General features: G+C 75.0%; 26 protein-coding genes. 14 read left to right on the forward strand and 12 right to left on the reverse strand.

Annotation, left to right across the window (positions count from 1 at the left end; all coding sequences use genetic code 11):
• Window positions 1–93 precede the first annotated feature (93 nt).
• A complete protein-coding gene (gene purD, locus KJP73_RS09265; RefSeq protein ID WP_213282527.1) occupies window positions 94–1,356 on the forward strand; it encodes a phosphoribosylamine--glycine ligase in 1,263 nt (420 codons plus the stop codon).
• A 144-nt stretch (window positions 1,357–1,500) separates the two neighbouring features.
• Window positions 1,501–3,024 carry an HNH endonuclease signature motif containing protein gene (locus KJP73_RS09270; RefSeq protein WP_213282531.1) on the forward strand — a complete coding sequence of 508 codons (1,524 nt, stop codon included), beginning with the start codon at window positions 1,501–1,503 and terminating at the stop codon, window positions 3,022–3,024.
• A 24-nt stretch (window positions 3,025–3,048) separates the two neighbouring features.
• Here the strand turns inward: KJP73_RS09270 and KJP73_RS09275 are convergent, their stop codons facing one another.
• Window positions 3,049–3,267 (reverse strand): SCO4848 family membrane protein, encoded by a 219-nt coding sequence (locus KJP73_RS09275; RefSeq protein WP_213282532.1) that lies wholly within the window; start codon window positions 3,265–3,267, stop codon window positions 3,049–3,051.
• Window positions 3,268–3,393: 126 nt separating this feature from the next.
• Between KJP73_RS09275 and KJP73_RS09280 the strand changes: the two genes are divergently transcribed.
• The 5 genes from KJP73_RS09280 to KJP73_RS09300 all read left to right on the forward strand — a co-directional run bounded on the left by KJP73_RS09280 (window position 3,394) and on the right by KJP73_RS09300 (window position 8,554).
• Window positions 3,394–4,317 (forward strand): phosphoribosylaminoimidazolesuccinocarboxamide synthase, encoded by a 924-nt coding sequence (locus KJP73_RS09280; protein ID WP_213282533.1) that lies wholly within the window; start codon window positions 3,394–3,396, stop codon window positions 4,315–4,317.
• Between the two features lie 150 nt (window positions 4,318–4,467).
• Complete coding sequence (locus KJP73_RS09285; protein ID WP_249669256.1) at window positions 4,468–5,538, forward strand: iron-siderophore ABC transporter substrate-binding protein; 1,071 nt, start codon at window positions 4,468–4,470, stop codon at window positions 5,536–5,538.
• Window positions 5,539–5,589: 51 nt separating this feature from the next.
• Complete coding sequence (locus KJP73_RS09290; protein WP_213282534.1) at window positions 5,590–6,639, forward strand: FecCD family ABC transporter permease; 1,050 nt, start codon at window positions 5,590–5,592, stop codon at window positions 6,637–6,639.
• Window positions 6,636–7,709 carry a FecCD family ABC transporter permease gene (locus KJP73_RS09295; protein WP_249669257.1) on the forward strand — a complete coding sequence of 358 codons (1,074 nt, stop codon included), beginning with the start codon at window positions 6,636–6,638 and terminating at the stop codon, window positions 7,707–7,709. The genes KJP73_RS09290 and KJP73_RS09295 overlap by 4 nt, the downstream gene beginning before the upstream one ends.
• Complete coding sequence (locus KJP73_RS09300; protein WP_213282536.1) at window positions 7,706–8,554, forward strand: ABC transporter ATP-binding protein; 849 nt, start codon at window positions 7,706–7,708, stop codon at window positions 8,552–8,554. Before KJP73_RS09295 ends, KJP73_RS09300 begins: the two co-directional genes overlap by 4 nt.
• A 115-nt stretch (window positions 8,555–8,669) precedes the next feature.
• Here the strand turns inward: KJP73_RS09300 and KJP73_RS09305 are convergent, their stop codons facing one another.
• From KJP73_RS09305 to KJP73_RS09350, 10 genes are all read right to left on the reverse strand, one after another.
• Window positions 8,670–9,860, reverse strand: coding sequence for an anti-sigma factor domain-containing protein (locus KJP73_RS09305; protein WP_213282537.1), 1,191 nt, complete (start codon window positions 9,858–9,860; stop codon window positions 8,670–8,672).
• Between the two features lie 49 nt (window positions 9,861–9,909).
• Entirely contained in the window at window positions 9,910–11,202 is a 1,293-nt protein-coding gene (locus tag KJP73_RS09310) for a hypothetical protein (RefSeq protein WP_213282539.1), read from the reverse strand.
• 91 nt (window positions 11,203–11,293) lie between these two features.
• Entirely contained in the window at window positions 11,294–11,509 is a 216-nt protein-coding gene (locus tag KJP73_RS09315) for a hypothetical protein (protein WP_213282540.1), read from the reverse strand.
• Window positions 11,510–11,755: 246 nt separating this feature from the next.
• Window positions 11,756–13,462, reverse strand: coding sequence for a dipeptide ABC transporter ATP-binding protein (locus tag KJP73_RS09320; RefSeq protein WP_213282542.1), 1,707 nt, complete (start codon window positions 13,460–13,462; stop codon window positions 11,756–11,758).
• A complete protein-coding gene (locus KJP73_RS09325) occupies window positions 13,459–14,028 on the reverse strand; it encodes a GbsR/MarR family transcriptional regulator (protein WP_213282544.1) in 570 nt (189 codons plus the stop codon). The genes KJP73_RS09320 and KJP73_RS09325 overlap by 4 nt, the downstream gene beginning before the upstream one ends.
• Window positions 14,025–15,470: a serine hydrolase domain-containing protein gene (locus KJP73_RS09330; protein ID WP_213282545.1), complete on the reverse strand. Its 1,446-nt coding sequence runs from the start codon at window positions 15,468–15,470 to the stop codon at window positions 14,025–14,027. The genes KJP73_RS09325 and KJP73_RS09330 overlap by 4 nt, the downstream gene beginning before the upstream one ends.
• A 58-nt stretch (window positions 15,471–15,528) precedes the next feature.
• A complete protein-coding gene (locus KJP73_RS09335) occupies window positions 15,529–16,422 on the reverse strand; it encodes an ABC transporter permease (protein WP_213282547.1) in 894 nt (297 codons plus the stop codon).
• On the reverse strand, window positions 16,415–17,341 hold the full coding sequence (locus KJP73_RS09340) for an ABC transporter permease (protein WP_213282548.1): 927 nt from the start codon (window positions 17,339–17,341) through the stop codon (window positions 16,415–16,417). Before KJP73_RS09340 ends, KJP73_RS09335 begins: the two co-directional genes overlap by 8 nt.
• On the reverse strand, window positions 17,338–18,750 hold the full coding sequence (locus KJP73_RS09345) for a M14 family zinc carboxypeptidase (RefSeq protein ID WP_213282549.1): 1,413 nt from the start codon (window positions 18,748–18,750) through the stop codon (window positions 17,338–17,340). The genes KJP73_RS09340 and KJP73_RS09345 overlap by 4 nt, the downstream gene beginning before the upstream one ends.
• Entirely contained in the window at window positions 18,747–20,363 is a 1,617-nt protein-coding gene (locus KJP73_RS09350) for a peptide ABC transporter substrate-binding protein (protein WP_213282550.1), read from the reverse strand. Before KJP73_RS09350 ends, KJP73_RS09345 begins: the two co-directional genes overlap by 4 nt.
• Before the next feature lie 167 nt (window positions 20,364–20,530).
• Between KJP73_RS09350 and KJP73_RS09355 the strand changes: the two genes are divergently transcribed.
• Genes KJP73_RS09355 through KJP73_RS09370 form a run of 4 tightly spaced genes read left to right on the forward strand, consistent with a single transcriptional unit; the run spans window position 20,531 to window position 23,412 of the window.
• Window positions 20,531–21,262, forward strand: coding sequence for an FMN-binding negative transcriptional regulator (locus KJP73_RS09355; RefSeq protein WP_249669259.1), 732 nt, complete (start codon window positions 20,531–20,533; stop codon window positions 21,260–21,262).
• On the forward strand, window positions 21,259–22,740 hold the full coding sequence (locus KJP73_RS09360; protein ID WP_213282553.1) for an amidohydrolase: 1,482 nt from the start codon (window positions 21,259–21,261) through the stop codon (window positions 22,738–22,740). The genes KJP73_RS09355 and KJP73_RS09360 overlap by 4 nt, the downstream gene beginning before the upstream one ends.
• 47 nt (window positions 22,741–22,787) lie before the next feature.
• Window positions 22,788–23,084, forward strand: coding sequence for a nucleotidyltransferase family protein (locus KJP73_RS09365; RefSeq protein WP_249669260.1), 297 nt, complete (start codon window positions 22,788–22,790; stop codon window positions 23,082–23,084).
• Window positions 23,074–23,412, forward strand: coding sequence for a HepT-like ribonuclease domain-containing protein (locus tag KJP73_RS09370; protein ID WP_213282554.1), 339 nt, complete (start codon window positions 23,074–23,076; stop codon window positions 23,410–23,412). Before KJP73_RS09365 ends, KJP73_RS09370 begins: the two co-directional genes overlap by 11 nt.
• 4 nt (window positions 23,413–23,416) lie before the next feature.
• Here KJP73_RS09370 and KJP73_RS09375 read toward each other — a convergent pair whose 3' ends face one another.
• Window positions 23,417–23,998, reverse strand: a complete 582-nt coding sequence (locus KJP73_RS09375; protein WP_249669261.1) for a cysteine hydrolase family protein — start codon at window positions 23,996–23,998, stop codon at window positions 23,417–23,419.
• A 192-nt stretch (window positions 23,999–24,190) separates the two neighbouring features.
• Here KJP73_RS09375 and KJP73_RS09380 point away from each other — a divergent pair, with 192 nt between their 5' ends.
• From KJP73_RS09380 to purQ, 3 genes are all read left to right on the forward strand, one after another.
• Complete coding sequence (locus tag KJP73_RS09380; protein WP_213282557.1) at window positions 24,191–24,628, forward strand: hypothetical protein; 438 nt, start codon at window positions 24,191–24,193, stop codon at window positions 24,626–24,628.
• Between the two features lie 126 nt (window positions 24,629–24,754).
• The gene (purS, locus tag KJP73_RS09385) at window positions 24,755–25,042 is read left to right on the forward strand and encodes a phosphoribosylformylglycinamidine synthase subunit PurS (protein ID WP_213282561.1); all 288 of its coding nucleotides are present in this window, start codon (window positions 24,755–24,757) and stop codon (window positions 25,040–25,042) included.
• Window positions 25,042–25,737, forward strand: coding sequence for a phosphoribosylformylglycinamidine synthase subunit PurQ (gene purQ / locus KJP73_RS09390; protein ID WP_213282565.1), 696 nt, complete (start codon window positions 25,042–25,044; stop codon window positions 25,735–25,737). The genes purS and purQ overlap by 1 nt, the downstream gene beginning before the upstream one ends.
• The last annotated feature ends 5 nt before the right edge of the window (window positions 25,738–25,742 follow it).

Here is a 25,742-nt window from a genome sequence, read left to right on the forward strand (position 1 = left end):
GTGTTGCGGGGTCGGGGGTCGGGGGTCCGGCTGCGGGGTCCGGTCCGCGGGCGGCCGGCACCGGCGCGTGCACCGGTCGGTAGGGTCGGTCGGGTGAAGATCCTCGTCGTCGGGACCGGCGCCCGCGAGCACGCCCTGGCCCTCGCCCTCTCCCGGGACCCCCGGGTCGCCGAGCTGCACGCGGCCCCCGGGAACCCCGGCATCGGCGCCCTCGCCACGCTGCACGCGGTGGACCCCCTCGACGGCGCGGCCGTCGCCGCCCTCGCGACGTCGCTCGGCGCGGACCTGGTCGTCGTCGGGCCGGAGGCGCCGCTCGTCGCCGGTGTCGCCGACGCGGTGCGCGAGGCCGGGGTCCCCGTGTTCGGGCCCAGCGCGCAGGCCGCCCGGCTCGAGGGGTCGAAGGCCTTCGCGAAGGAGGTCATGGCCGCCGCGGGCGTCCCCACCGCCGACCCCGTCGTGGTGACCGACCCCGCCCGGGCCGGTGCCGCGCTCGACACGTTCGGCGCCCCGTACGTTGTCAAGGACGACGGGCTCGCCGCCGGCAAGGGCGTCGTCGTCACCGAGGACCGGTCCGTCGCGCTCGAGCACGCCCTCGCGTGCCTCGCCAAGCCCGGCGGCCGCGTCGTCGTGGAGGACTACCTGGACGGGCCCGAGGTCTCCCTGTTCGTGCTGTCCGACGGCACCCACGTCGTGCCGCTCGTCCCGGCGCAGGACTTCAAGCGCGTCGGGGACGCCGACACCGGCCCGAACACCGGCGGCATGGGGGCGTACTCCCCGCTGCCGTGGGCGCCGCCCGGCCTCGTCGACGAGGTCGTCGCCCAGGTCGCCCAGCCCACCGTCGACGAGATGGCCCGGCGGGGGACGCCCTTCGTCGGCGTCCTGTACTGCGGTCTCGCGCTGACCAGCCGCGGGACCCGGGTCGTCGAGTTCAACGCCCGGTTCGGCGACCCCGAGACGCAGGTCGTGCTCGCCCGGCTCGTCACACCGCTCGCGGGCGTGCTGCTCGCCGCCGCCACCGGGTCGCTCGCCGACCTGCCGCCGCTCGAGTGGCGCGACGACGCCGCCGTGACGGTGGTCGTCGCGTCGTCCGGGTACCCCGAGGCGCCGCGGACCGGGGACGTCATCACCGGGCTGGACGAGGCCGGCGCGCTGCCCGGGGTCCACGTGCTGCACGCGGGGACGGCGGCGGGGGCCGACGGGGCCGTGCTGTCCGCGGGCGGGCGGGTGCTGTCCGTGGTGGGCACGGGGGTGGACCTGGCCGCGGCGCGGGACGCGGCGTACGCCGGGGTGCAGCGCATCGGGCTCGACGGGTCGCACCACCGGTCGGACATCGCCCGGGCGGCTGCGGAGGGCTGAGGGGTCTGCTGCACCCGGGCGTGGCGACGGGCTCCGCTCGGCGAGCCGGTGGCGAGGCGTCCACAGGCGTGGGGTGGGTGCGTCGTCCCCAGGCGTCGTCGTCCTGGGCGGTCGGCTGCCGGAGGTGGTCCCTAGCGTGCTCGTATGCCCGATGACCTGCCGGAACGCGCCTCCGAGTCGACTGCCGTCGACACGGCGTGGGGTGAGCACGCCGCGTGGACGGACGCCGAGCGCGCGTTCCTGCGGCGGCTGACGGGCACCCCGACCGGCTCCCCGCTCGTCGCGGTCCTGGAGGGGTTGGAGGCCGACGGGCTCGACGCGCTCGGCGGGTTCGAGCGGGTGGAGGTCGTCGCAGCGGCGGCCCGGCTGGAGGCGTGGGCCCACGCCCTGAAGGCGCGCGCGGCGGCGGCCCTCGACCGGCACGAGTCGATGCGCGCACCGGTCGGGCGGATCCCCGCAGGCGCGGCGTTCGTGTCGCGGAACATCACCGCGGCGACCCTCGCGATGCGTCTCCAGTGCTCACCCCGCGAGGCGGACACGCTCGTCCGCGAGGGCGTGTCCTACGGGCAGGCGCTGGCCGGGACGGGCGAGGCGCTGGCGGCCGGGACCATCGACGCGCCCCGCGCGCGGGCGCTCGTGACGCGGCTGTGGGACCAGATGCCCCACGTCGCCGCCCACGTCGAGGAGGAGGTCCTGCCCCGCGCCGGTGGCCGGACCTCGTTCCAGGTCCGGCAGGACGTCGAACGCGCCCTCAGCACCGTGGACCCCGAGGGCGCGGCCGACCGGCACCGGGTCGCTCAGCAGGGCCGGTGCGTCGGTCGGCCGCAGGTGCGTGCGGACGGGATGGCGGCGCTGTGGGTGCTGCTGCCGGCCGTGCGGGCGGTGCAGGTCGACACGGTGCTGGAGGCCGCCGCGCGGACCGCCCGGTCGGCGGGTGACCCGCGGACGCTGGAGCAGCTGCGCGCCGACGGGCTGTGCGACCTGGTGCTCGGCGGGCCCGGCGAACCCGCCGCTGCCGCCGCGCCGGCGCTGTCGACCGTTCTGCCGACCCAGCGTTCCGGCGCCGACGGCCTGCCGCCGGAAGCCACCGCGACCGCGAGCCCGGCACGCGGGCGTGCGCCGCGCACGCACGTGCTGGTCACGGTGCCGCTGTCCACCCTGATCGGGGTCGAGGACCAGCCGGCGGAGCTGGCCGGGTACGGGCCGATCGACGCGGTGCAGGCCCGGGCCCTGGCCTGGGGTGGGACCTGGCAGCGGCTGGTCACCGACCCGCTGTCCGGCACCGTCCTGGACGTCGGGCGCACGCGGTACCGACCACCGGCGGCTCTGGACGAGCACGTGCGCTACCGCGACCGGACCTGCACCGCACCGGGCTGCACCGTGCCCGCTGAGCGCGCCGACCTCGACCACACCGTCGAGTACCACCCCGGCGCCGACGACGACCCCGCCCGACCGCTCGGTGCGACCAGCGCCGACAACCTCGGCCCCGCGTGCCGGCACCACCACCGCCTCAAGACCGAGACCGCGTTCACCCTCGCCCAGGTCGAACCCGGCCTGTTCGCCTGGACCGACCCCACCGGCCACACCTACCTCGTGCGGCCCGGCACCGACGACCCCGTCCACCACCTCACCCCGACCACAGACACCGACGGACCACCCCCCTACTGAGGGACGGCCTGGTCGGCGGGGGTGTCAGACGAGAGTCAGCACGCCCAGCAGCAGCACCGCGAGACCCAGCGCCATCGACACGCCGATCAGCACCAGGTGCACGGTCAGGAACCGGGTGGCGCGGCCCTGCGCGTCCCTGGACCGCGGGTCCCTGACGATGCGGGCGCCGAACCGGGGCCAGACGAGCAGGCTCCACGCCCCGGCGACGAGCAGGACCACGGACCAGGCGACAGGGAGCTCCATGCCGGCGAGTATGCCTGCCCGCTGCCCGCTGCCCGCTGCCCGCTGCCCGCTGCCCGCTGCCCGCTGCCCGCTGCCCGCTGCGGACAGCACCGCAAGGTCGCCGTCCGCCTGCGGCAGGATGTGCGCATGACCGCACCCGCGCTGCCCGGCTGGACGCACACCTACTCCGGCAAGGTCCGCGATCTGTACGTCCCCGACACCACGCAGCCCGAGGGCGCAGCAGTCACCGAGAAGCATGGGGACGTCGTGCTGGTCGTCGCGAGCGACCGCGTCAGCGCGTACGACCACGTGCTGAGCCCCGGCATCCCCGACAAGGGTGTGGTGCTCACGCAGCTCAGCCTGTGGTGGTTCGACCAGCTCGCCGACCTGGTCCCGAACCACGTCGTCAGCGCGTCCGCGCCGGAGGTGCCCGCGGCGGTGCTCGGGCGCGCGATGGTGTGCCGGCGGCTGGACATGTTCCCGGTGGAGTGCGTGGTCCGCGGCTACCTGACGGGTTCGGGGCTGGTGGAGTACCGGTCGAACGGCGCGGTGACGGGGATCCCGCTCCCGGCGGGGCTGGTCGACGGGTCGCGGCTCCCAGAGCCGATCTTCACGCCCGCGACGAAGGCGGAGGTCGGCGAGCACGACGAGAACGTGAGCATCGACGTGGTGGCGGACCGTCTGGGTCGGGAGCGCGCCGAGGAGCTCCGCGACCTGACCCTGGCGGTGTACGCGCGGGCCGAGCGGGTCGCGCGGGAGCGGGGTGTGATCCTCGCGGACACGAAGCTGGAGTTCGGGCTGGACCCGGTGACGGGGGCGGTGACGCTCGGTGACGAGGTGCTCACGCCGGACTCGTCGCGGTTCTGGCCGGCGGACGCCTGGGAGCCGGGGCGGGCGCAGCCGAGCTTCGACAAGCAGTTCGTCCGGGACTGGCTGACGTCGGACGCGTCGGGGTGGGACCGGGCGGCCGACGCGACGCCGCCGAGCCTGCCGGCGGAGGTGGTGGAGCGGACCCGTGCCCGGTACCTGGAGGCGTTCGAGCGCCTCACCGGGGCGCCGCTGGCGCTCTGACCTGGGGGCCGCTCGAGGGGCGGGACTTGGTCCGGAGGGGCGCGAGCCATAGGTTAGGCTTGCCTCATTGTTGCGGCGCCGACGTCGGTCCGTGAGCCTGGGGCTCCACCGACGCGGCCGCCCATCGCCCATTCGGATCGGAGCACCCTCGTGCACGCTCGCACGTCCCTCCCGCGCCCGGCGGCCCGCCGTGGCCTGGCCGCCGTCGCCGTCGTCGGCGCGGCCGCCCTCCTGCTGACCGCCTGCGGCAGCGACGACACCACGGATGACAACACCACGGCCGGCACGGACGACGCCGCCGCTGCCGAGGACGCGTTCCCGGTCACGATCGAGTCCTCGCTGGGCGAGGCGACGATCCCGGAGAAGCCGGAGCGCGTCGTCGCGCTCGGCTGGGGTGCGGCGGACATCGCGTACTCGCTGGGCACGCTGCCGGTCGGCATCGAGAGCGACGACTGGGCGGGCGACGAGGACGGCTACCAGCCGTGGTTCCGCGAGGCCGTGGAGCAGGACGGCGAGGAGCTGCCGGAGACCATCACGATGTACCCGGAGCTGGACGTCGAGGCGATCATCGGCCTGGAGCCGGACCTGATCCTGGCGCCGCAGTCGGGCATCGACCAGGCGACGTTCGACCAGCTGTCGGACTTCGCGCCGGTCGTGGCGTACCCCGGTGAGCCGTGGGCCACCTCGGTCGAGGACCAGATCACGATCGCCGCGGAGGCGCTGGGCGAGCCGGAGAAGGGCGAGGAGCTCATCGCCGGGATCCAGGCCGAGTTCGACGCGGTCAAGGAGGAGCACCCGGAGTTCGCGGGCGTGACCTACGCGTACGTCTACGGCGGGGACCAGCCGGGTTCGCTCGGCGTCTACATGCCGGGTGACACGCGTGTCGCGCTGCTGACGAGCCTGGGCCTGGAGCTCGCGCCGTCGGCGGCGGGCCTGGAGCCGGACGAGGGCGCGTACTACGCGACGCTGGGCCTGGAGAACGCGGACGTGCTGGACGACGTCCAGGTGCTGTTCACCTGGTTCAACGACGAGGAGGAGCAGGCCGCCACGGAGGCGCAGCCGCTGTGGCAGCAGATGCCGGCGTTCGCCTCGGGCGCCTACCTGCCGATGATCGACCGGCAGCTCGGCATGGCGGTCACGGTCGCCACGCCGCTGAGCGTGCCGTACGCGCTCGACGCCTACGTCCCGCAGATCGCCGAGGTCGTCGCGAAGGTCTCCTGACCTTCCGACCACTCCAGCCACCGGCCCCGGCCGGGAACGGACCTGCCGACAGTGACCGCGACCGTCACCGCACCGCGAGCCCCGCGCACCTCCGCGCGGGGCTCGCGGTCGCGCGCGTGGGCGCTGGCGCTGGGGCTGGTCGTCGCGGTGGGGCTGCTGGTGCTCGCGTGCGGCGTGAGTGTCGCCGTGGGCTCGAAGTCGGTGCCGCTGGGCGACGTGTGGTCGGCGTGGTTGCACCCGGACGACGGCTACACGTCCGCGGTGGTGCAGTCCCGGCTGTCCCGCACGGCGCTGGGGGTGCTGGCCGGTGCGGCGCTGGCCGTCTCGGGCGCGGTGATCCAGGGCCTGACGCGCAACCCGCTCGGTGACCCCGGCCTGCTGGGTGTGAACGCGGGCGCGTCGGCGTCGGTCGTCATCGTGACGGCGCTGGCGGGCGGGACGGCTGGCCGGTCGGTGTGGGCGGCGATCCCGGGGGCGGTCGTGGCGACGGTGGCGGTCTACGTGATCGGGTCGGGCGGCCCGCGGGGCAGGGCGACGCCGGTGCGGCTGGTGCTGGCCGGTTCGGCGATCGCCGCGGTGCTGGTGGCGCTGGTCCAGGCGATCACCCTGGCGGACCCCGAGGTGTTCTCGACGTACCGGTTCTGGGTGATCGGGTCGCTCGCTGGCCGGCCGGAGGGCACGGTGGGTCTCGTGCTGCCCTACGTGGTGGCGGGGCTGGTCCTGGCGGCCCTGCTGGCACGCGGGCTGAACGCGCTGGCGCTGGGCGAGGAGACGGCGACGGCTCTCGGTCTGAACGCCGGCCGGACCCGTGCCCTCGCCGGGGCGGCGGCCACGCTGCTCGCCGCGGCCTCGGTCGCCGCGGTCGGGCCCGTGGCGTTCGTCGGGCTGGCGGTGCCGCTGGTGGTCCGCTCGTTCACCGGGTCGGACCACCGCTGGCTGCTCCCGTACGCCGCGGTGCTCGGACCGGTGCTGCTGCTCGCCGCCGACGTGGTCGGACGTGTCGTGGCGCGCCCCGGCGAGCTGATGGTCGGGGTGGTCACGGCGTTCGTCGGCGCCCCGTTCCTGGTGATGGCCGTGCGGCAGGGGCGGGTGGGACTGTGACCACGACGACGGCTCCGGCCCGCACGCCCGCACCCGGTGCCGCCCCGCGCCCGCAGGTGGCGCGACGCCGGCCGGTGATCCGCGTGAACCGGCGCGCGGTGGTGGTGTCCGCGGTGGCGCTGCTGGCCGCGCTGGTGCTGGCGGTCGTCTCGATCTGGGTGGGTGACCTGGGGATCAGCCCGGTGGAGCTGCCGGCGGTGCTGGCGGGCGACGGCTCGAAGGCCCAGGACTGGGTGCTGTGGTCCAACCGTGCGCCGCGGATCGGCGTGGCGATCGGCGCGGGCGCGGCCTTCGGGATCGCGGGGTCGATCTTCCAGAGCGTGACGCGCAACCCGCTCGGCAGCCCGGACGTGATCGGGCTCGGCTCCGGCGCGGCGGCGGGTGCCGCGGCGGCGACGCTCGTCTGGCCGGGTCTGGTCCCGGGTCCGGTGGGGGCGCTCGTCGGGGCGGGGGTGGCCGTCGGGCTGGTGCTCCTCGGCGCCGGCCGCGGGGTGAAGGCGCCGTTCCGGATGGTCGTGGTCGGCATCGCGATCGGCGCGATGGCGCTGGCGTTCGTGCAGCTCGCGCTCGCCCGGGCGACCACCGAGGAGGCCCAGGTGGTCGCCGCGTGGCTCAACGGCAGCCTGCTCTCGCGCAACGCCGGCCACGTCCTGACGATCGCGCTCGCGCTGGTGGTGCTCGTGCCGTGCGCGCTGGCCCTCACGCGGCGGCTGCAGCTCGTGGAGATGGGCGACGACGCGGCGACGGCCCTCGGCGTGCACCCCGGTCGCACCCGGTCGCTCGCGATCGCGGTGGGCGTGGCGCTGACCGCCGCCGCGGTGAGCGTGTGCGGCCCGGTGTCGTTCATCGCGCTGACCGCGCCGCAGATCGCCCGCAGGGTCACCCGCTCGACGGGCCCCGGCATGGTGGCCGCCGCCTGCACCGGTTCGGTGCTCCTGGTCGGGGCCGACCTGCTCGCCCAGCACGCGCCCTGGGGCGTGCAGTACCCCGTCGGGGTGCTGACCGCGCTGCTCGGTGGTTCGTACCTCGCGTACCTCCTGGTGCGCGAGTGGAGGAAGGGGACGGCATGACCGCCACGCCCACGACGGCTCGGGCCGCCACCGCGACGGCGCCGCTGGCGACGGACGGGGTCACGCTCGCGTACGACCGCCTGGTCGTCGCCGAGGACCTGACCGTGGAGATCCCGGCGGGGTCGTTCACGGTGATCATCGGCCCGAACGGCTGCGGGAAGTCGACGCTGCTGCGCGCGCTGGCCCGCACGCTGAAGCCGCGCGCCGGTCGCGTGCTGCTCGACGGCGCGCCGATGGACGGGATGCGGACCAAGGCGATCGCGCGCCGCCTGGCCCTGCTTCCCCAGAGCCCCATCGCCCCGGAGGCGATCACCGTGGGGGACCTCGTCGCCCGCGGCCGGTACCCGCACCAGGGGCTGCTGCGGCAGTGGTCGCCCGAGGACGCGCGCGCGGTCGACGCGGCGATGGGGGCGACCGAGGTCACGGACCTGAAGGAGCGCTTCGTCTCCGACCTGTCCGGCGGCCAGCGCCAGCGGGCCTGGCTGGCGATGGCGCTCGCGCAGGAGACGGACCTGCTGCTGCTCGACGAGCCGACGACGTTCCTCGACATCGCGCACCAGTACGAGGTCATGGACCTGTGCGCCCGCCTGCACGAGGAGGGCCGGACGCTCGTGGCGGTGCTGCACGACCTCAACCAGGCCGCGCGGTACGGCTCGCACGTCATCGCCATGAAGGACGGTCGCGTCGTCGCGCAGGGCCCGGCCGAGGAGGTCGTCACGGAGGGGCTGGTGCGCGACGTGTTCGGCCTCGCGGCGCGCGTCGTGCCGGACCCCGAGACCGGGACACCGATGGTGGTGCCGGCAGCCCGGAACGCGCACGTGCACCACGGGGTCGAGCAGGCCTGACTGCGCGCGGCGAGGGTCCGTTCCCCGCCAGGTCGTCACATCGGCACGAGGTCGTCCTGCACGACTGACGACCTCGTGCACGACTGACGACCTCGTGCGATGGCCGGGGCGCTCGTCAGGCGGGGGCGAGGACGACGACCGGCTCGGAGGTGGGGGCGTCCGAGCCGCCGGTCGGCTCGACGGTCAATGCCAGGGCGTCGCCGGTGCGGAACGCGTCGGTGCGGATCTCCAGGGCGCCGTCCGACACGGTGGTCGTGGCGTCGGGGACAGGTACGCCGTCCCGCATGACCCACAGCTGGTAGACCCGGTCGGCGCCGGGGTCGTCCACGCCGGTCGCGGTGACGAGCGCGGCGTCGGCGGTGACGACCGCGACGGCGGTGCCGCCGGTGGTGACCTCGGCGGCGGCGATGCGCGCGCCGGGCTCGGCGAGCAGCTCGGTGAGGCGGTCCGCGCGCGCCTGGGCGTCGGCGGCGCGCTGGCTCTCCCGCCACGCGAACGTGCTGGGGACCGCCACCGCCACGAGGACGGCGAGGGTGGCGACGACCGTCCGCCAGGTCCGGCGCCGGCGCGCGGCGGGGCGGCCTGCCGGCCGGGTCGCCGGTGAGCGGTCGGCGGGACGGGAGGGCGGTCCGACGGTGGACGGACCCGGGTGCGCCCCGCCCGGCTGCGGTCCGACGGCGTGGGGTGCGGCGACGTGCGGCCGCGCCGCGGAGTCCGCACCGGAGGCACCGGAGGCACCGCCGCGCACGGTGCCGTCCTGCCCGGCCCGCCCAGCAGCGCCCTGCCCGGCAGCGTCCTGCCCAGCCCTCTCCTGCTCCGTCCGCGCGACGAGCTCCAGCACGGCGTCGCGCACCGCGTCGGGCGCGGGCACGGCGACGGCCGCGCCGAGCACGGCCGCGGTCTCGCGCAGGGAGCGGGCCTCGCGCGCGGCGTCGGGGTCGCGGGCGATGAGGCTGTCGACGGCGGCGCGGTCGGCGTCGAGGACGGCCTGGTCGCGGTTCCGCTGCGCCTGGACGGAGCGGACGCGGTCGACGGCCCGGCGGTGCGCCATGGTGGTCGCCCACGCGCGGGCCGATCCGCGCCGGGCGTCCCAGCGGGCGGCGGTGCGCCAGATCTCCACCATGACCTCCTGGGTGACCTCCGCCGCGTGGTCGGGGTCGCGGAGGACGGCGAGGGCCGTGCCGTGCACGGCGGGGGACAGCGTGTCGTACAGGGTGGTGAACGCGTCGAGGTCGCCGTCGGCGACCCGCGCGAGGGCGTCGTCGGCGGCGAGCTGCGCCGCGGAGCGGGCACCGGGGGAGGACACGTGCGCAAGTGTGCCGCACGTGCCCTCCTCCGGCGTCACGGGTGCCGGTTCAGCTCACCAGCGCGGCGGCCAGGGAGTCGATGGCCCCGGCGAGCGTGGACACGTGCATGCCCAGCCCGGCGGCCACGTCGTCGGCGGGGAGCTCGCCGTCGCTGATCTGCTCGAAGAACGCCCCGGCCTGCGGGCGGTAGCCGTCGAGGTCCATGAGGGCCTGCTGGCGGGCGTCCTCGTCGCCGGCGGCGTCCGCGACGGCGTAGTCGACGAAGAAGCCGATGTGCTCGCGCCACAGCTGGAGGAACGCGGTGCCGTTGTCCGGGCCAGCCAGGGAGGCGACGGCCTCGGAGAGCTGCACGGAGTTGGCGTCGAGGGTCGCCGCCGAGGCGGTGAACGCCGGTGACTCGACGCCGCCCTCGGCGGTGTAGGCGGTGAACACGGCGTACGCGGCGAGGTAGACGTGCTCCTGGAGCAGCGCGGTCAGGGTCGACCGCAGGGTGGAGGCGTCGTCCATGGCGTCACCGGGCAGGCCGGCGCCGGCGGCGAGGCCGGTGGCGATGGTGCCGGCGTCCATGCCGACGTGGTCGGCGGCGGCCTTGAGGGTGTCGGACGCCATGGGGTCCCCGGCGGCGAGCGCGTCGATGGCGGCGGACATGGTGCTCACGTGCATGGCGAGCGCCTGGGCGACGTCGGCGGCGGGCAGGTTCCCCGCGCTGATCTGCTCGAAGAACGCGCCGGCGTCGGTGGTGTAGCCCGCGAGCTCGGCCTGCGCGGCGTCGGCGCCGGCCTGGTCGCCGGACTTCTTCGCGACGGCGTAGTCGACGAAGTAGCCGACGTGGGCGTCCCACAGCTGCTGGAACGCGGCGGCCTGCTCGTCGCCGGCCAGCGACCCGACGGCGGCGGCCAGGTCGGCGGTGTTGCCGTCGAGCGCGGCCTTCGCGGCGGTGAACTCGGCGGAGTCGGCGCCGGCGGTGTACGCGGTGGCGACGCCGATGCCGGTCAGGTAGACGTGCTCCTGCAGGAGGGCGGTGAGCCCGGCGCGCAGGGTGGCGGCGTCGGAGTCGACCTCGCCGGCGGTGCCGGTGGCGGCGGCGAGGCCGGTCGCCAGGGTCAGGCCGGTCTCGGGCATGTGCGCGGCGGCGGTGCGGGCGTCGGCGAACGGGTCGCCGGTGCTGACGGGCGCGACGGCGTCCATCGCGTCGTGGTCCATGCCCGTGCTGGACGTGGCGGACGGGCTGCTGCCCGCGGCGGTGTCGTCCTCGGCGCTGCCGCACGCGGTGAGCGTCAGGCTCAGGGTGAGCCCGGCGGCCATCGCGGCCACGGCGTAGGTGCTGCGGGTGCGTCGCATGATCGCTCCTGGGTGTCCTCGGTGGGTGTCACCGGGGGTTCGGAACGGGCGGGCGCCCGGATGGGTCCGGGCTACTCCGGGCTAATCCGGGCTACTCCGGGAGCTGGGACGCGGACCGCAGGACGGCGTCGTACCGGCCGCCGGCGTGCTCCGGCGCGGGTCCGCCGACGAAGCACCGGCACGGCCCGTCGCGGTGCACCAGCCCGGCGTGCGGGCGGGCGACGCAGGGCAGCGGGCCGACGGCGGCCTGGAGCTCGTCCTCGGGGCTCCACGCGTGCCAGGTGCTGCGCGTGATCTCGGTCGTCATCGGTACCTCCGTGCGGTGGGCCGCCCGGGGGCGGACCGTGACGGCACCGGGGGGCCGGTGTCGCTGTGCGCCACGGGTGTGCGCGTTCACACGCCCGTGGTCTCGTGTCCATCGGACGGTCGCACGTCTTCCTGTGGCGAACCAAGCCGATCGGTGGTATCGCCGGGGTGAATTCACCCACAGTGGCCCGGATCACGCCGCGCCGGGGACCTCGGTCCCACGGGGAAGCGGTGGCGAAGCCGCAGGTCAGGATGCTGCGCGAGCCGCCCGGCGCGCTGCCTGCTCGGCGGGGTCCGGGACGGGCGCGGCCTCGAGCAGCCGCCGGGTGTAGGCGTCCTCGGGGGAGCGCAGGACACGGCTGCGCTCGCCGATCTCGACCAGCCGCCCGCGGTGCATCACGGCGACCCGGTCGGCGAGCTCGTCGACGACGGCGAGGTCGTGGCTGATGAACAGGCACGCGAACCGCAGGCGCTGCTGGATGGACCGGAACAGCTCGAGGACGGTCGCCTGGACGGACACGTCGAGCGCGGAGGTCGGCTCGTCGGCGATGAGCAGCTCCGGGTCGAGGGACACCGCCCGGGCGATGGACACGCGCTGGCGCTGCCCGCCGGACAGCTCGTGCGGGTACCGGGACGCCCACGCGCCGGGGAGCTCCACGCCGTCCAGCAGCTCGGCGACCCGGGCGTCGAGCGCCTGGCCCCGCAGGCCGGCGTGCACGCGCAGCGGCTCCGCGACGGACTCGCCGATCGTGTACCGGGGGTTGAGCGACGCCGCGGGGTTCTGGAACACGACGCCGATGCGGGTGCGGGCGGCCCGCACGGCCCGCGGGGTGTCCCGCCCGAGCCGGGTGCCGACGACCTCGACGGTGCCGGACGTGAGCGGCGCGAGCCCGAGCGCGCACCGGCCGAGGGTCGACTTGCCGGACCCGGACTCGCCGACGAGCGCCAGCATCTCGCCCGGCTGGACGCGCAGGGTGACGTCGTCGACGGCCCGCACGACCCGGCCGCGCCGGTTCCGGAACTCCACGACCAGGTGCTCGACGTTGAGGGCGGGGCGCTCGCGGTCGTCGGCGGTCGAGTCGCGGGGCGGCGCACCGATGCGCGGGACGGCGGCGAGCAGGGTGCGGGTGTACTCGGCGCGTGGGGCGGCGAACAGCGTCGCGACGTCGGCGGTCTCCACGACCTCGCCGTGCCGCATGACGACGACCCGGTCGGCGAGGTCCGCGACGACGCCCATGTCGTGGGTGATGAGCACGATCGAGGCGGAGGTGCGGGCGCGGAGCCGGCGCAGGACGTCCAGGACCTCCTGCTGGACGGTCACGTCGAGCGCGGTGGTCGGCTCGTCCGCGACGAGCACCTGCGGGTCGCACGCGAGGGCCATCGCGATCATGACGCGCTGCGCCTGGCCGCCGGACAGCTGGTGCGGGTAGAAGCCGAGGCGCTCCTCGGGGTCGGGCAGCTCGACCATGCGCAGCAGCTCGACGGCCCGCGCGGTGCGCTCCGCACGGGACAGCCCGGGGACGTGCCGGCGGAGCATCTCGCGGATCTGGTAGCCGATGGTGAACACCGGGTCCAGCGCGTTCGACGGGTCCTGGAAGATCATCGCGACGCGGCGCCCGCGCACCTCGGTGAGCGCGCGGTCGTCCAGGCCGATCAGCTCCTGCCCGTCGAGCCGTGCGCTCCCGGTGACGGTGGCGTTGCCCGGCAGCAGGCCCAGCAGGGCCAGGGACGACACCGACTTGCCGGACCCCGACTCCCCGACGACGGCCAGCACCTCCCCGGGCAGCAGCGCGTACGAGACCCCGCGCACGGCGGCGACGTCCGGCGAGCGCCCGCCGTCGACACGGAACGTGACGGTGAGGTCGGTGACCTCGAGCACGGGCGTCGCGGGCGCCGCGGTCGCCGCGGTCGCCCGGTCGGCGACGAGGTCGGTGGAGGTCGGCTCGGTCGTCACGGTGCTCCTGTCCCGGCCGGGGGCTGCCCGGCGCGTTCGGCCTCGTCCTCGGCCGCGGCGAGGGCGTCGCGGTGCGCCTCCCACTCGGCGAGCATCTTGCGGTGGTACCCGGCGAGCCACTCGAAGTAGTTGCGGGCGTTCAGCAGCCGCCGCCGCGGCCCGGGGTCGTCGTCGCTCACCGCGACGAGCCCGGAGTCGATGACGCGCTGCAGCCGGGGCAGGTACGTGCGCTCGCTGGCGAGCCAGGAGCCCCAGATGTCGTCCTCGACGCGGAAGTAGTGGTTCCGGTCGCCGGGGATGCTGTGCCGCATGATGAAGCCGATCTCGACCAGCCGCCGGGTCGCGGTCGACACGGCGCCGGCGGACGCGACGAGCAGCGAGGCGATCTGCGCGGACGACAGGTAGGGCCGGTCGACGATCATCAGCAGGCCGACGACCCGGCCCTCCATGCGGGCGCTGTTCGCGTTGTCCCACGTGGAGGCGAACTGCTCGATCCACTCGCGGGCGTCCGCGTCGAGGCTCGGCTCGTCGGGCGTGGCGGGGCGCGGCGTGCCGGCGTCGGTCATGCGCTCACCGTAGGGACCGCGGCGCCGGCCTCGCGGCGGTTCGTCATGCCGGTGCGCCGGGCCCGGAACACCTCGACGGGCCAGGATGTCATCGCGGCGCGCACGCTGGTGACGGCGCCGTCGGCGTCCCGCTCGTAGGTCATCGGCTCACCGACCGTGCCGAAGCCCGGCCCGCGGTGGATCTGCAGCGTGTCCCGCCCGAGCACGGTCAGCTCCTCGTACGCGGCGACGGGGTCCGGGGCGGCGGGGCGCAGCAGGACGAGGCGGCCGCCGAGCTCGGCGACGTCGCTGATGCCCCACAGGTTCGCGAACCGGCCGGTGTACTCGGCCGGCGGCCGGGCGTCGGCGGGCGGCTCGGGGGCGTCGGCGGGCGCCTTCAGGGCGAGGTCGACGAGCTTGATCAGCCCGACGGCGATGGGGTCGGCGGGGCCGTCGATCGCGTTGGTGAGGACGCTGACCACGAGCTGGTCCTCGGGGTCGATGTAGGTGCGGGTGATGTGGCCCGGGTAGCCGCCGCTGTGCCCGACGACGTCCCGCTCGCCGAACGTGTGCAGGTCCATCCCGACGCCGTACTTCCCGAGCTCGGTGCCGTACGCGGTGACGACGGACTCCAGGCGCTGGATCACGCGCTTGGAGGCGTCGGTGAGCAGCCGCTCGTCGCCGAGGAAGTGCGCGGCGCCGTACTCCGTCATGTCGCGGGCGGTGGAGAAGAACCCGGTCGCGGCCGCCATGGCGCGGGTGTCGACGTGGTCGATGCGCTCGCGGCGGTCGTCGGCGTCGAGCAGGCCGGTGTGCCCCGCGGCGTACTCGTGCGCGCGGCCGGGGGCGTACTCGGCGCCGGTGCGGGTCAGTCCGAGCGGCTCGACGACGGCCGCGTGCAGGTGCTCGTCGTAGGGGCGGCCCGTCACCTGCTCGATCACGAGCCCCAGCAGCGAGTAGCCGACGTTCGAGTACTTGAAGTGCTCGTTCGGGCCGTAGACCTCGCCGTTCGCCAGCACGTCCGCGAGCAGGGCCTCCCGGTCCGGGAACGGCCCGTCCAGCTGCCAGAAGTCCGCCGCCGCGCCGTCCCGGATGACGCCGGCCTGGTGGCCGAGCAGCTCCCGCACGGTGCGGGACGCGAGCGGGGAGCCGCCCTCGCGCAGCTCCGGGACGAAGTCGCCGACGGGGTCGTCGAGCCGCAGCCGCCCCTGCTCCACCAGCTGCAGCACGGCGGTGGCGGTGAACGTCTTGGAGTGCGAGGCGATCCGGAACAGGTGCTCGGTGGTCAGCGGCTCCCCGGTCGTCACGTCCGCCACGCCCCACGCCGCGTCGAGCAGCACCTCGTCGCCGACCCGGATCGCGACCTGCACGCCGGTGGCCCGGCGGTAGGCCGCCTGCTGCTCCACCCAGGACCACAGGTAGGGGGCGGCGGCGCGGACGACGGCGGCGGTGCGGTCGGACATGAGGTGGTGCCTTCCTGGGTGGGGTGCCGGGTCTCGGCGGGGGAGCGGTGGAGCGGGTTCAGCGGGACTTCGGGTCGAGGGTGTCGCGCAGGACGTCGCCGAGCGTGATCATCGCCAGCACGGTGACGGTCAGGAAGATGCTCGGGAAGACCAGCATGTGCGGGGAGGTCTGGAAGTAGGTCTGCGCGCTGGACAGCTGCAGGCCCCAGGAGATCGACGGCGCCCGCAGCCCCAGGCCGAGGAACGTCAGCGTCGACTCCGAGACGATGACGCCGCCGACCATCGTGGTGGCCACGGCGAGCACCGGCCCGATGGCGTTGGGCAGGACGTACCGCGCGATGATCCGCCGGTCCCGCAGGCCCATCGCGCGGGCCGCCTCGACGTACGGGGCGTCCCGCACGGCGCGCACGGACCCCCGCACGAGCCGGGCCATCGTGGGCCAGGAGAACAGCGCGAGCACGAGCGCCACGGTCACGGGGGACCGCGTGCCGATCGACGTCAGCACGACCACGGCGCCCAGCAGGAACGGGAAGCCGAGGAACACGTCGGTCAGCCGGGCGATCAACCGGTCGGCGAACCCGCCGTAGAACCCGGCGGCGGTGCCCAGCACCAGGGCGACGACGAGCGCCAGCACGGTGCACAGGACGCCGACGGTCAGCGAGGCCCGGGCGCCGTAGACGACGTTCGCGTACACGTCGCAGCCCTGCACGTCGGTGCCGAACACGTGGTCGCCGCCGGGGCGCTGGGCGCTCTGCGTGAGGTCGCACGCGCGCGGGTCGGGCTGGCCGAACCACCCGGCGAACCACGACGGGGCGATCGCGACGAGGGCCAGCACCGCCAGCACCACGGCGCACAGCCAGAACAGGGGCCGGCGGCGCAGGCTCCGCCACACGCCGCGGGGCGCGGAGGGAGCGGTCTCGGCGACGGCCGTCGCGGTCAGCGTGTCACTCATGGCGGATCCTCGGGTCGAGCACGGAGGACAGCAGGTCGACCACCAGGTTGGTGAGCAGGAAGATGATGATGAGCGCGGTCGAGACGCCGACGACGGTCGGGCCCTCGTGGGTGCGGATCGCCTGGAACAGCAGGTTCCCGACGCCCGGCAGGTTGAACACGCCCTCGACGACGACGGTCCCGCCGAGCAGGTAGCCGAGGTCGATCGCCAGGAACGTCAGCACGGGGATCGCGGAGTTGCGCACCACGTGCACGCCGACGACCTCCCGGCGGCGCAGGCCCTTGGCCCGCAGGGTCCGCACGAAGTCCGACTGCAGGGTGTCCACCACGCTGCCGCGCATGAGCCGGGTGACCGACGCGAGGCCGAACAGCGCGATGACCAGGGCGGGCAGCAGGTACGACGTCGGCCAGCCGTCGGTGGTGCCCGCGACGGGGAACCAGCCGAGCCGCACGCCGAACAGCAGCTGGGCGGACACGGCGACCACGAACACCGGGACGCTCGTCGCGAGGATGGTCCCGGCGAGCACGAACCGGTCGCCGGTGCGGCCGTGGCGCAGGCCCGCGAACAGGCCCAGCAGCACGCCGAGGACGACCTCGATGGCCCACGCCGTCAGCGCCAGCGTGATCGTGACCGGCCAGCGCAGCGACATCCGCTCGGACACGGACTGCCCGGTGAAGTTCGTGCCGAGGTCGCCCTGGAACAGCCCGCCGAGGTAGCGGGCGTACTGCTGGAGCACCGGCTCGTCGAGGTGGTAGCGCTCGCGGAGCTCGGTGACGACGTTCGCCGGCAGCGGCCGGTCGCCGCCCAGCGCCTGGATCGGGTCGCCCGGCAGCGCGAACACCATGAGGTAGATGATCAGCGTGACGCCGACGAACACGATCGCGAGCTCGGCGACCCGGCGGACGAGGTAGCGGTTCACCCGTCGCCCCCCACCGTCACGTCGCGGTCCGTCAGGCACCGCACCGCCGCCAGCGCCGCGCCGTACTGCACGCCGACCAGCTTCTCGATCGGCAGCACCTCCAGCCCGGTGACGCCCTCGGCCTCGGCGACCCACTCCTCGTAGACCGCCCGGCCCTGCTCGAGCACCCGGCGCACGCGAGCGGTGGCGATGCCGGCGTCGGCCTCCGCGGCGAGGGCCCGCAGCAGCATGCCGCCGAACCGCAGCCGGAAGCACCGGACGACGTCCTCGTTGCTGAACACCTCCGCGGCCGTGGCGGGCCGGGACGTCTCCGGGCGGTCCGCGCGGGCGATCTCGGCCCGGCCGGTGACGGCCATCATCGGGACGAACGCCTCGCTGGCCCGCAGGAACGGCGTGCGGACGGTGAGGTCAGGCCGGGCCTCGTCGAGCAGGCGGGACAGGGTGGTGCCCAGGTCCACCAGCGCCTCGCCCTTGGCCCGCACGACGTCGGCGTAGTCGGTCGACGTCGGGGTGTCGTCCTCGGCGAGCGGGTGCGACCAGTACGGCAGCTCCGCGATCAGGCTCACGGTGCCGTGCCGGGCGGCGTACGCGGCGGACGACTCCCCGCCGACCATCGACGCGGCGTCGAGCCCGAGCCCCGCGAGGTACTCGTACTCGTCGCGCGTGGACATCGACCAGAACACCGCGGGGGCGATCCGGCGCAGGGCGGGGGACTCCGGCTCGCCGGTGTCGAGCGGCAGCCCGAGCGACCGCGGGACCGCGTGCAGGGCCGGGACGAGGCCCGGGACGTCGTCGGAGAGGTAGTAGTAGACGCCGCCCATCTCCGCGTTGTGCAGCGACATCATCATCTCGGGCCGCACCTCGTCGATGACCCGCATGAGCGCCTGCGTCTCGGGGATCACCGCGTCGAAGTACGCGTCCTTGTGCGCGAACGGGAACGACCACTCGACCTGCTCCACCGGCGCGGGGCGGTAGAACCGGCGCGAGTACGCCGTGCGGTCCGCGGGGTCGGCGAACCAGCCCTCGTTCAGGCGGGTGCCGTCCGGGTCGATGCACGGGATCAGGTGCCACGTCGAGCCGGTCGACGCCAGCAGGCCGGCGTCGGCCACGAGCTCGCCGGCCAGGTGCTGCAGGGTCCGGAAGCCGATGGGCTCGTTCGGGTGCACCCCGGCGAACAGCAGCTGCTGCCGCGGCCCGGACCCGATGCTGACCATGGGGATCGGCTCGCCCAGCCGGGAGGTGCCGATCCGGCGGGCTCGCACCAGGGCGGGGTGCCGCGCGACCAGGTCGTCGAACCAGGCGAGCAGGGCGTCGACGGTCGGGAAGTCGTGGATCGCGGGGACGCGGCGGACCCGCTCGAGGACGTCCTCGAGCGAGCCCACCGCCGCCCCGGTGGCGCCGTGCGTCACGCGCCCTCCGCCAGGGTCACCATCGTGTAGGTCGGGTTGCCGACGGCGGAGGTCGGCAGGTCCGCGATCCGCTCGGACGTCACGAAGGAGTACGTCTCGAAGAACAGCGGCGGCGCCGGGAAGTCCTGCATGATCCGCTCCTGCACCGCGGCGTAGGCGTCGGCGGCGTCCGCCGCGTCGACCTGGGCGTCGGCGGTCGCGATCAGCTCGGCGACCTCCGGCTCGTAGTACGGGATGCAGTTGGTGCAGCCGCCGTCCTGCACGTAGAACGCCCGCAGGGTGTTCTGCTGGCTCGGGTACAGCGCTCCCCACCGGGAGAAGAACGGGCCGTCGACCGCGCCGTCGAGCCGGGTCTCGTAGAACTCCGCCCAGTCGGTGCTGGGCGTGGCGACCGCCTCGACGCCCAGGTTCTGCCGGAGCTGGTTCGCGATCGCGGTGTACAGCTCGTCCAGGCCGATGCCGCCCGGGTAGTAGATGTCGATCGTGCCGTCGAAGCCGCCGGCCTCGTCGAGCAGCGCCTTGGCGGCCTCGGGGTCGTACTCGCACAGCTCGCCGCAGATGCCCTCGGGCGTCCCCGCCTCGACGGCCGGGGTCAGCGCGGTCGCGGGCGTGAACGTCCCGCCGTAGATGACGTCGTTGATCGTGTCCCGGTCGATGGCCATCGAGATGGCCTGGCGGACCCGCACGTCGGAGTAGCGCTCGTCCCACAGCGGCAGGCCGAGGTAGGAGATGCCGGGCGCCTCGAACGAGTACAGCCGGTCGCCGAAGTCGCCCTCGGCCTGCGGGAGGCGGGCCGCCGGGACGCCGACCACGTCCAGGTTGCCGGCCTGCACGTCGGTGTAGGCGGTGGTGGTGTCGGCGTACGGGACGAAGGAGATCTCGTCGACCGTGGGCTCCGGGCCCTGGTAGTCGTCGTAGGCGGCGACGACGAGCGTCTCGTTCTCGACGTAGTCGTTGGTCAGCTCGAACGGGCCGTTGCCGACGGGGTGCCGGTTGTACGCCTCGAAGTCGTCGAACGCCGACTCGGGCATCGGGTACATGCCCGTCTGGCCCTGGCTGATCTGCATCGGGAACTGGCCGTCGGGGCCGACCAGCTGCACCGTGAAGGTGAGCTCGTCGACGACCGTCAGGCCGGACATCTCGGTGGTGGTCGGGTCCCCGGCGGCGGGGTTGAGGTCCGTGTAGCCGACGACGTTCGCGAGCTGGCCGGTGTTCTCCCACGCGTTCGGCCCGTACGCCACCGCGTTCCAGGAGTCGACGTAGGACTGCGCGGTGACGGGCGTGCCGTCGTGGAACGTCCAGCCGTCCTTGAGGGTGATCGTCCAGGTGGTGGCGTCGTCCGACTCCACGGAGTCCGCCGCGAGCATGCTCACCTCGCCCTGGTCGTCCACCCAGGTGAGCGAGGACCACACGGCCATGTTGAAGTCGAACGCGACGGTCTGCCGGCCGGGGACGAGCTGGGCCGGGTCGGTCACCGCGACGCTGATCGCGCCGCCGCCGGAACCGCCTGCCGCCGCCGACTCCGCGTCGTCGGAGCCGCCGCCGCTGCACGCGGCGAGGGTCAGGGAGAGCGCGAGGGCGCCGACGAGGAGCCGGGGTCGCGTCGAGTTCATAGGAGCCTCCACTCGGGGGTGCTGCTCGGGGTGGCTCAGTCGACCGTCGCGGGCTCGCCGGCGTCAATAGCCGGGGCTCTGAAAGTTCAGTAGGAAATGAAACTTTTACGTGCCCGACACGGCCGGGGGCTGCTGCCGGGACCCCCGGCGGTGGTTCGATGGGCCGCGTGATCCACACCGAGGACTACGTGCTGACCGACGAGGCCCGGGTCCGTGACCTCGTGCGCGAGCACGGCTGGGCGACCCTGGTCTCCGTGACCGACGACGGCCCCGTCGCGTCGCACGTGCCGGTCCTGCTGGAGGAGGCGCCCGCCGGCGACGCGCCCGCGCCGGCCGCCGCCGCGGCACCCCGCCGCCGCGACGCCCGCGGCCTGCCCGACCGGTTCCGCGTGCCCGCCGCGCCGTTCACCGTCCTGAGCCACCTGGGCCGCCCGGACGAGCTGCTGCACCAGGTCGACGGCACCCGCGAGCACCTGCTGGTCGTCGAGGGCCCGTACGGGTACGTCTCGCCCGGCTGGTACGGCTACACCCCGGCCGTCCCCACGTGGAACTACGTCGCCGTGCACCTGTACGGCACCCTCGAGCTGCTCGACCCCGAGGAGTCGTACGCGGTGATGGGCGCCACCGTCGACCGGTACGAGGCGCCCATGCCGGACCCGGTGCGGATGCCCGACGTCGAGGGCTACGCCCGGCGGATCGCACCCGGGGCCGTGGGGTTCCGGCTGCGGGTGACCCGGTTCCAGGGCAAGGCGAAGCTCAGCCAGGACAAGCCCCGTGAGGTCGCCGAGCGCGTCGTCGAGGCGCTCGGCACGGACCCGCACTACGCGAACCCGGCGCTCGCGGCCGAGATGCGCGCCGAGCTCGACCGCCGCACCGGGACCGGGGAGGACCGACCGTGAGCGCACCCCTCGTCCTCACCCACGCGCGCCTGGTCGGCGCCGCCCGGACCGTCGACGTGCTGGTGCGCGACGGCCGGGTGCACGCCGTCGGCCCGGACGTCGCGCGCACCGCGGGCGCCGGTGCCGAGCAGGTCGACGTCGGCGGCCGCACGGTGCTGCCCGGGCTGTGGGACGCGCACACCCACATGACGCAGTGGGCGCTCGCGCGGCAGCGGCTCGACGTGTCCGCGGCGACGTCCGCCGCGCACGCCGTGCAGATCGTGCTCGACCGCCTGGCCGCCCGGCCGCTCACCCCGGGCACCGCGCTGGTGGGCTACGGGTTCCGGGACGGCCTGTGGCCGGACGCGCCGACGTCCGCGCTGCTCGACGCCGCGGTCGGCGAGACCCCCGTCGTGCTCGTGTCCGCCGACCTGCACTGCGCGTGGTTCAGCACCGCCGGCCTCCGGCACGTGGGCGTCGCGCCGCACCCCACCGGGCTGCTGCGGGAGGCCGAGTGGCTGCCGCTGACCGCCGTCGTGGACCACGTGGCCGACGACGTCGCGGACGCCTGGGTCGCGGAGGCCGCCCGCGCCGCCGCGCAGCGCGGGGTCGTCGGCGTGGTGGACCTGGAGATCACCGAGAACCTCACGCCGTGGCGCCGCCGGATCGCCGCGGGCAACGACGTGCTCCGCGTCCGCGCGGGGGTGTGGGAGCCGTACCTCGACAAGGTGCTCGCGGAGGAGCTGCGCACCGGCGACGTGCTCGTCGGCACCCGCGGCCTGCTGCAGCAGGGGCCGCTCAAGGTCGTCACCGACGGCTCGCTGAACACCCGCACCGCGTTCTGCCACGACCCGTACCCCGGGCTCAGCGGCCCGGAGGCCTACGGCATCCTGTCCGTCCCCACCGCGCACCTGGTGCCCCTGATGACCCACGCGCACCGCAAGGGCCTGACGTGCGCGATCCACGCGATCGGGGACCACGCGAACACCCTGGCCCTCGACGCGTTCGAGGCCAGCGGGGCGAGCGGCTCCGTGGAGCACGCGCAGCTGCTCACCGACGCCGACGTCGCCCGGTTCGCCGCGCTCGGCATCACCGCGTCCGTCCAGCCCGAGCACGCCATGGACGACCGGGACGTCGCCGACCGGCACTGGGCAGGCCGCACCGGCCGCGCGTTCGCCCTCGCGTCCCTCGCCGCCGCCGGGGTGCCGCTCGCCATGGGCTCGGACGCGCCGGTCGCGCCGCTCGACCCGTGGCAGGCGATCTCCGCGGCCGTCGAGCGCACCCGCGACGGCCGCGACCCGTGGCACCCCGAGCAGCGGCTCGACCTGCTGACCGCGCTGCGCTCGTCGACCGACGGGCAGCCGCTGACGCTCCAGGTCGGCGCCCCCGCGGACGTCGCCGTGCTCGACGCGGACCCGCTGTCCTCCGGGACGCCGCTGCGGGACATGCCGGTCGCGGGCACGCTGCTCGCCGGGCGCTGGACGCACCGGGGGTTCTGAAACCCGGACGTGCCGTTCGCCAGGGCGCTCGTCGCTACGCTGGTGCCGTGCCCGGCGACCTGCGCTTCGACCCCGAGAGGCTGGCGGACGTGTGCCGCCGGTACGGGATCGCGCGGCTCGACGTGTTCGGGTCGGTCGCGCGCGGGGACGAGCGCCCGGGCAGCGACCTCGACGTGCTGTACGTCCTGGAGCCGGGGCGGCACCTCACCTGGAACATCGAGCTGCTGGCCGACGAGCTGACCGCTGTGTTCGGCCGGAAGGTCGACCTCGTGTCGCGGCGTGGTCTGCACCCGGCCATCCGCGACCACGTCGAGCGGGAAGCGGCCGCCCTGTATGCAGCGTGACCGCCTGTTCGTGATCGAGATGATCGACTCGGCCGCCCGCATCGTCGACCTCGTCGGGACCGACCCGGTGGAGGCACTGACGGCAGACCGCACGCGACTCGACGCCGTCCTGTGGAACTACACGGTGCTCGGCGAGGCGGCCGCGCGGCTGACGGAGGAGACACGGGCGGCGCACCCGGAGATCCCGTGGCGCCTGCCCGCAGCCCTGCGCAACAGGGTGGTCCACGGCTACTGGTCGATCGACGTCGACGTGCTGCACTCGACGGCGGTGCTCGAGCTGCCGCGCCTGGCGGACCAGCTCCGCGCCGTCCGCGACGCACTCGACTGAGCCGTCAGGCGACCGGCACCGCCGTCGCCGCGCGGACCACGTCGGCCGTCGGGGCCACCCGGGCGAAGCCGCCGCCGTGCAGCGTGGTCACGGTCGCCCGGGTCAGGTCCTCCGCGGACAGGACGGTGCCGTCGGGCCCCGCGAGGTCGAACGTGTGCATCGCGTCGGCGGGGAACAGCACGTCGTAGCCGAGGTTGCCGGCCATCCGCGCGGTGGTCTCGACGCACATGTTGGTCTGGATGCCGCAGAGCACCAGCTGCCGGATGCCCGCGCGCGTCAGCCAGTCGTGCAGGTCCGGCGTGCCGTAGAACGCGGAGTTGACGGACTTCCGGACCAGCAGGCTCGGCTCGACGGCCGCGACGACGGGCTTGAGCGCGAACCCGGGCGTGCCGTCGTACAGGGGCGGGGAGGTGCGCGACGCGTGCTGGACGACGACGACCGGGCGGCCGGTCCCCTCCCAGGCGGCGATGAGCGCGGCGATGTTCTGCTCGGCGTCCGGGTTGTCGCGCCGGCCCCAGAAGGCGGCGTCCTCGAAGCCCTGCTGCACGTCGATGACGAGGAGGGCGGCGTCGGTGGCGATGTCCATGGGCGTCATCGTGGCGGGGGCCCGGCGCGGCGACGAGTGGCGCGGCTGCCGTCCGCCGTCGACTCCCTGCCACGTCACCCGCCCGCCGCCGCGGGGGTACGTCGTTCGGGTGCATCGCCGAACGGGGCCTGGGTGCTGGCACCCACCCCTCGCCGCGCGGTGGGCGGTGGGCGGCCGTACGGTCGCGCTCATATGTGCCCTGACCTGCATGTCCTCGCCCCGCACGGCGTCGGCAGCCGCACCGCGCTCGGTTTCCACCCGCGCGACGGCCGGCCCGTCGCCTGCTGGGTCGTGCACCCCACGTCGGCCGACGCGGCGGCCCGCTCCCGGCTCGACCGGCTCACCGCCGCGCTGGGGCTCGACGCGCACACCGCCGACGCGCTCACGGAGGTCGCGGACCACCGCGCCTCGCTGACCGCCGCGGGCGGCTGGGCGACCCTCTGGGTGGGCGACGACACCGAGCTCGTGGCGCAGCACGACGACGCGTGGCTCGCGGCGCTGCTCGACCGCGGGTGGGCGATGGTCGTCGTCGGGTACTCCACGCGGCTGGGCTCCGGGGACAACGCGACCGTGATGGCGTACCTGACCAGCGGCCGCGACGCGCACGTCGGCGTGGTCCGCGCCGCCTGAGGCGCTCGCCGGTCCGCGCAGGGCCCGCGCCCGGCCCGCCCCGCGGCGGACGCCCGGACCGAGCAGGCCCCCGGGGTCGGTAAACTCGTGCCGCACCCCCACCGCCGCGAACCAGGGAGCTCACCCGTGGGACGAGTCGTAGTCGATGTGATGCCCAAGCCGGAGATCCTCGACCCGCAGGGCAAGGCCGTCGCCGGCGCGCTGCCGCGGCTCGGTTTCGGGCAGTTCACCTCCGTCCGCCAGGGCAAGCGGTTCGAGCTGGAGGTCGACGGCCCCGTCACCCCCGAGGTGCTCGCCGCTGCGGCCGAGGCCGCCACGCAGGTGCTGTCGAACCCGGTGATCGAGGACGTCGTGCGCGTCGCCGACTCCGAGGCCGACGCCGCCGCGACCGTGCTCTCCGAGGGCCTCGCCTGATGACCAGGATCGGGGTCGTCACCTTCCCCGGGACGCTCGACGACCGCGACGCCGCGCGCGCCGTGCGGCTCGCCGGTGCCGAGCCGGTCGCCCTGTGGCACGCGGACGCGGACCTGCACGGCGTCGACGCGGTGGTCCTGCCCGGCGGGTTCTCGTACGGCGACTACCTGCGGGCCGGGGCGATCAGCCGGTTCGCGCCCGTCATGGGCGAGGTCGTGGAGGCCGCCGGCAAGGGCATGCCCGTGCTGGGCATCTGCAACGGCTTCCAGGTGCTGACCGAGGCGCACCTGCTGCCCGGGTCGATGATCAAGAACGACCACCTGCACTTCGTGTGCCGCGAGCAGGTCCTGGCGGTCGAGTCCACGGACACCGCCTGGACCCGCGAGTACCAGCAGGGCGAGCGGATCACCATCCCGCTGAAGAACCAGGACGGCCAGTACGTCGCCGACGACCGCACCCTCGACGAGCTCGAGGGCGAGGGCCGTGTGGTGTTCCGCTACGAGGACACCAACCCGAACGGCTCGCGCCGCGGCATCGCCGGCATCAGCAACGCCAAGGGGAACGTCGTCGGCCTCATGCCGCACCCCGAGCACGCGGTCGAGGCCGGCTTCGGCCCCGACGGTGCGCGCGGCCCCCGCACCGGCACCGACGGGCTGCGCTTCTTCACCTCGGTGATGCGCGCGCTCGTCTCCTGAGCGCC

It is taken from the genome of Cellulomonas hominis (assembly GCF_901521055.1).
Classification (GTDB): domain Bacteria; phylum Actinomycetota; class Actinomycetes; order Actinomycetales; family Cellulomonadaceae; genus Cellulomonas; species Cellulomonas endometrii.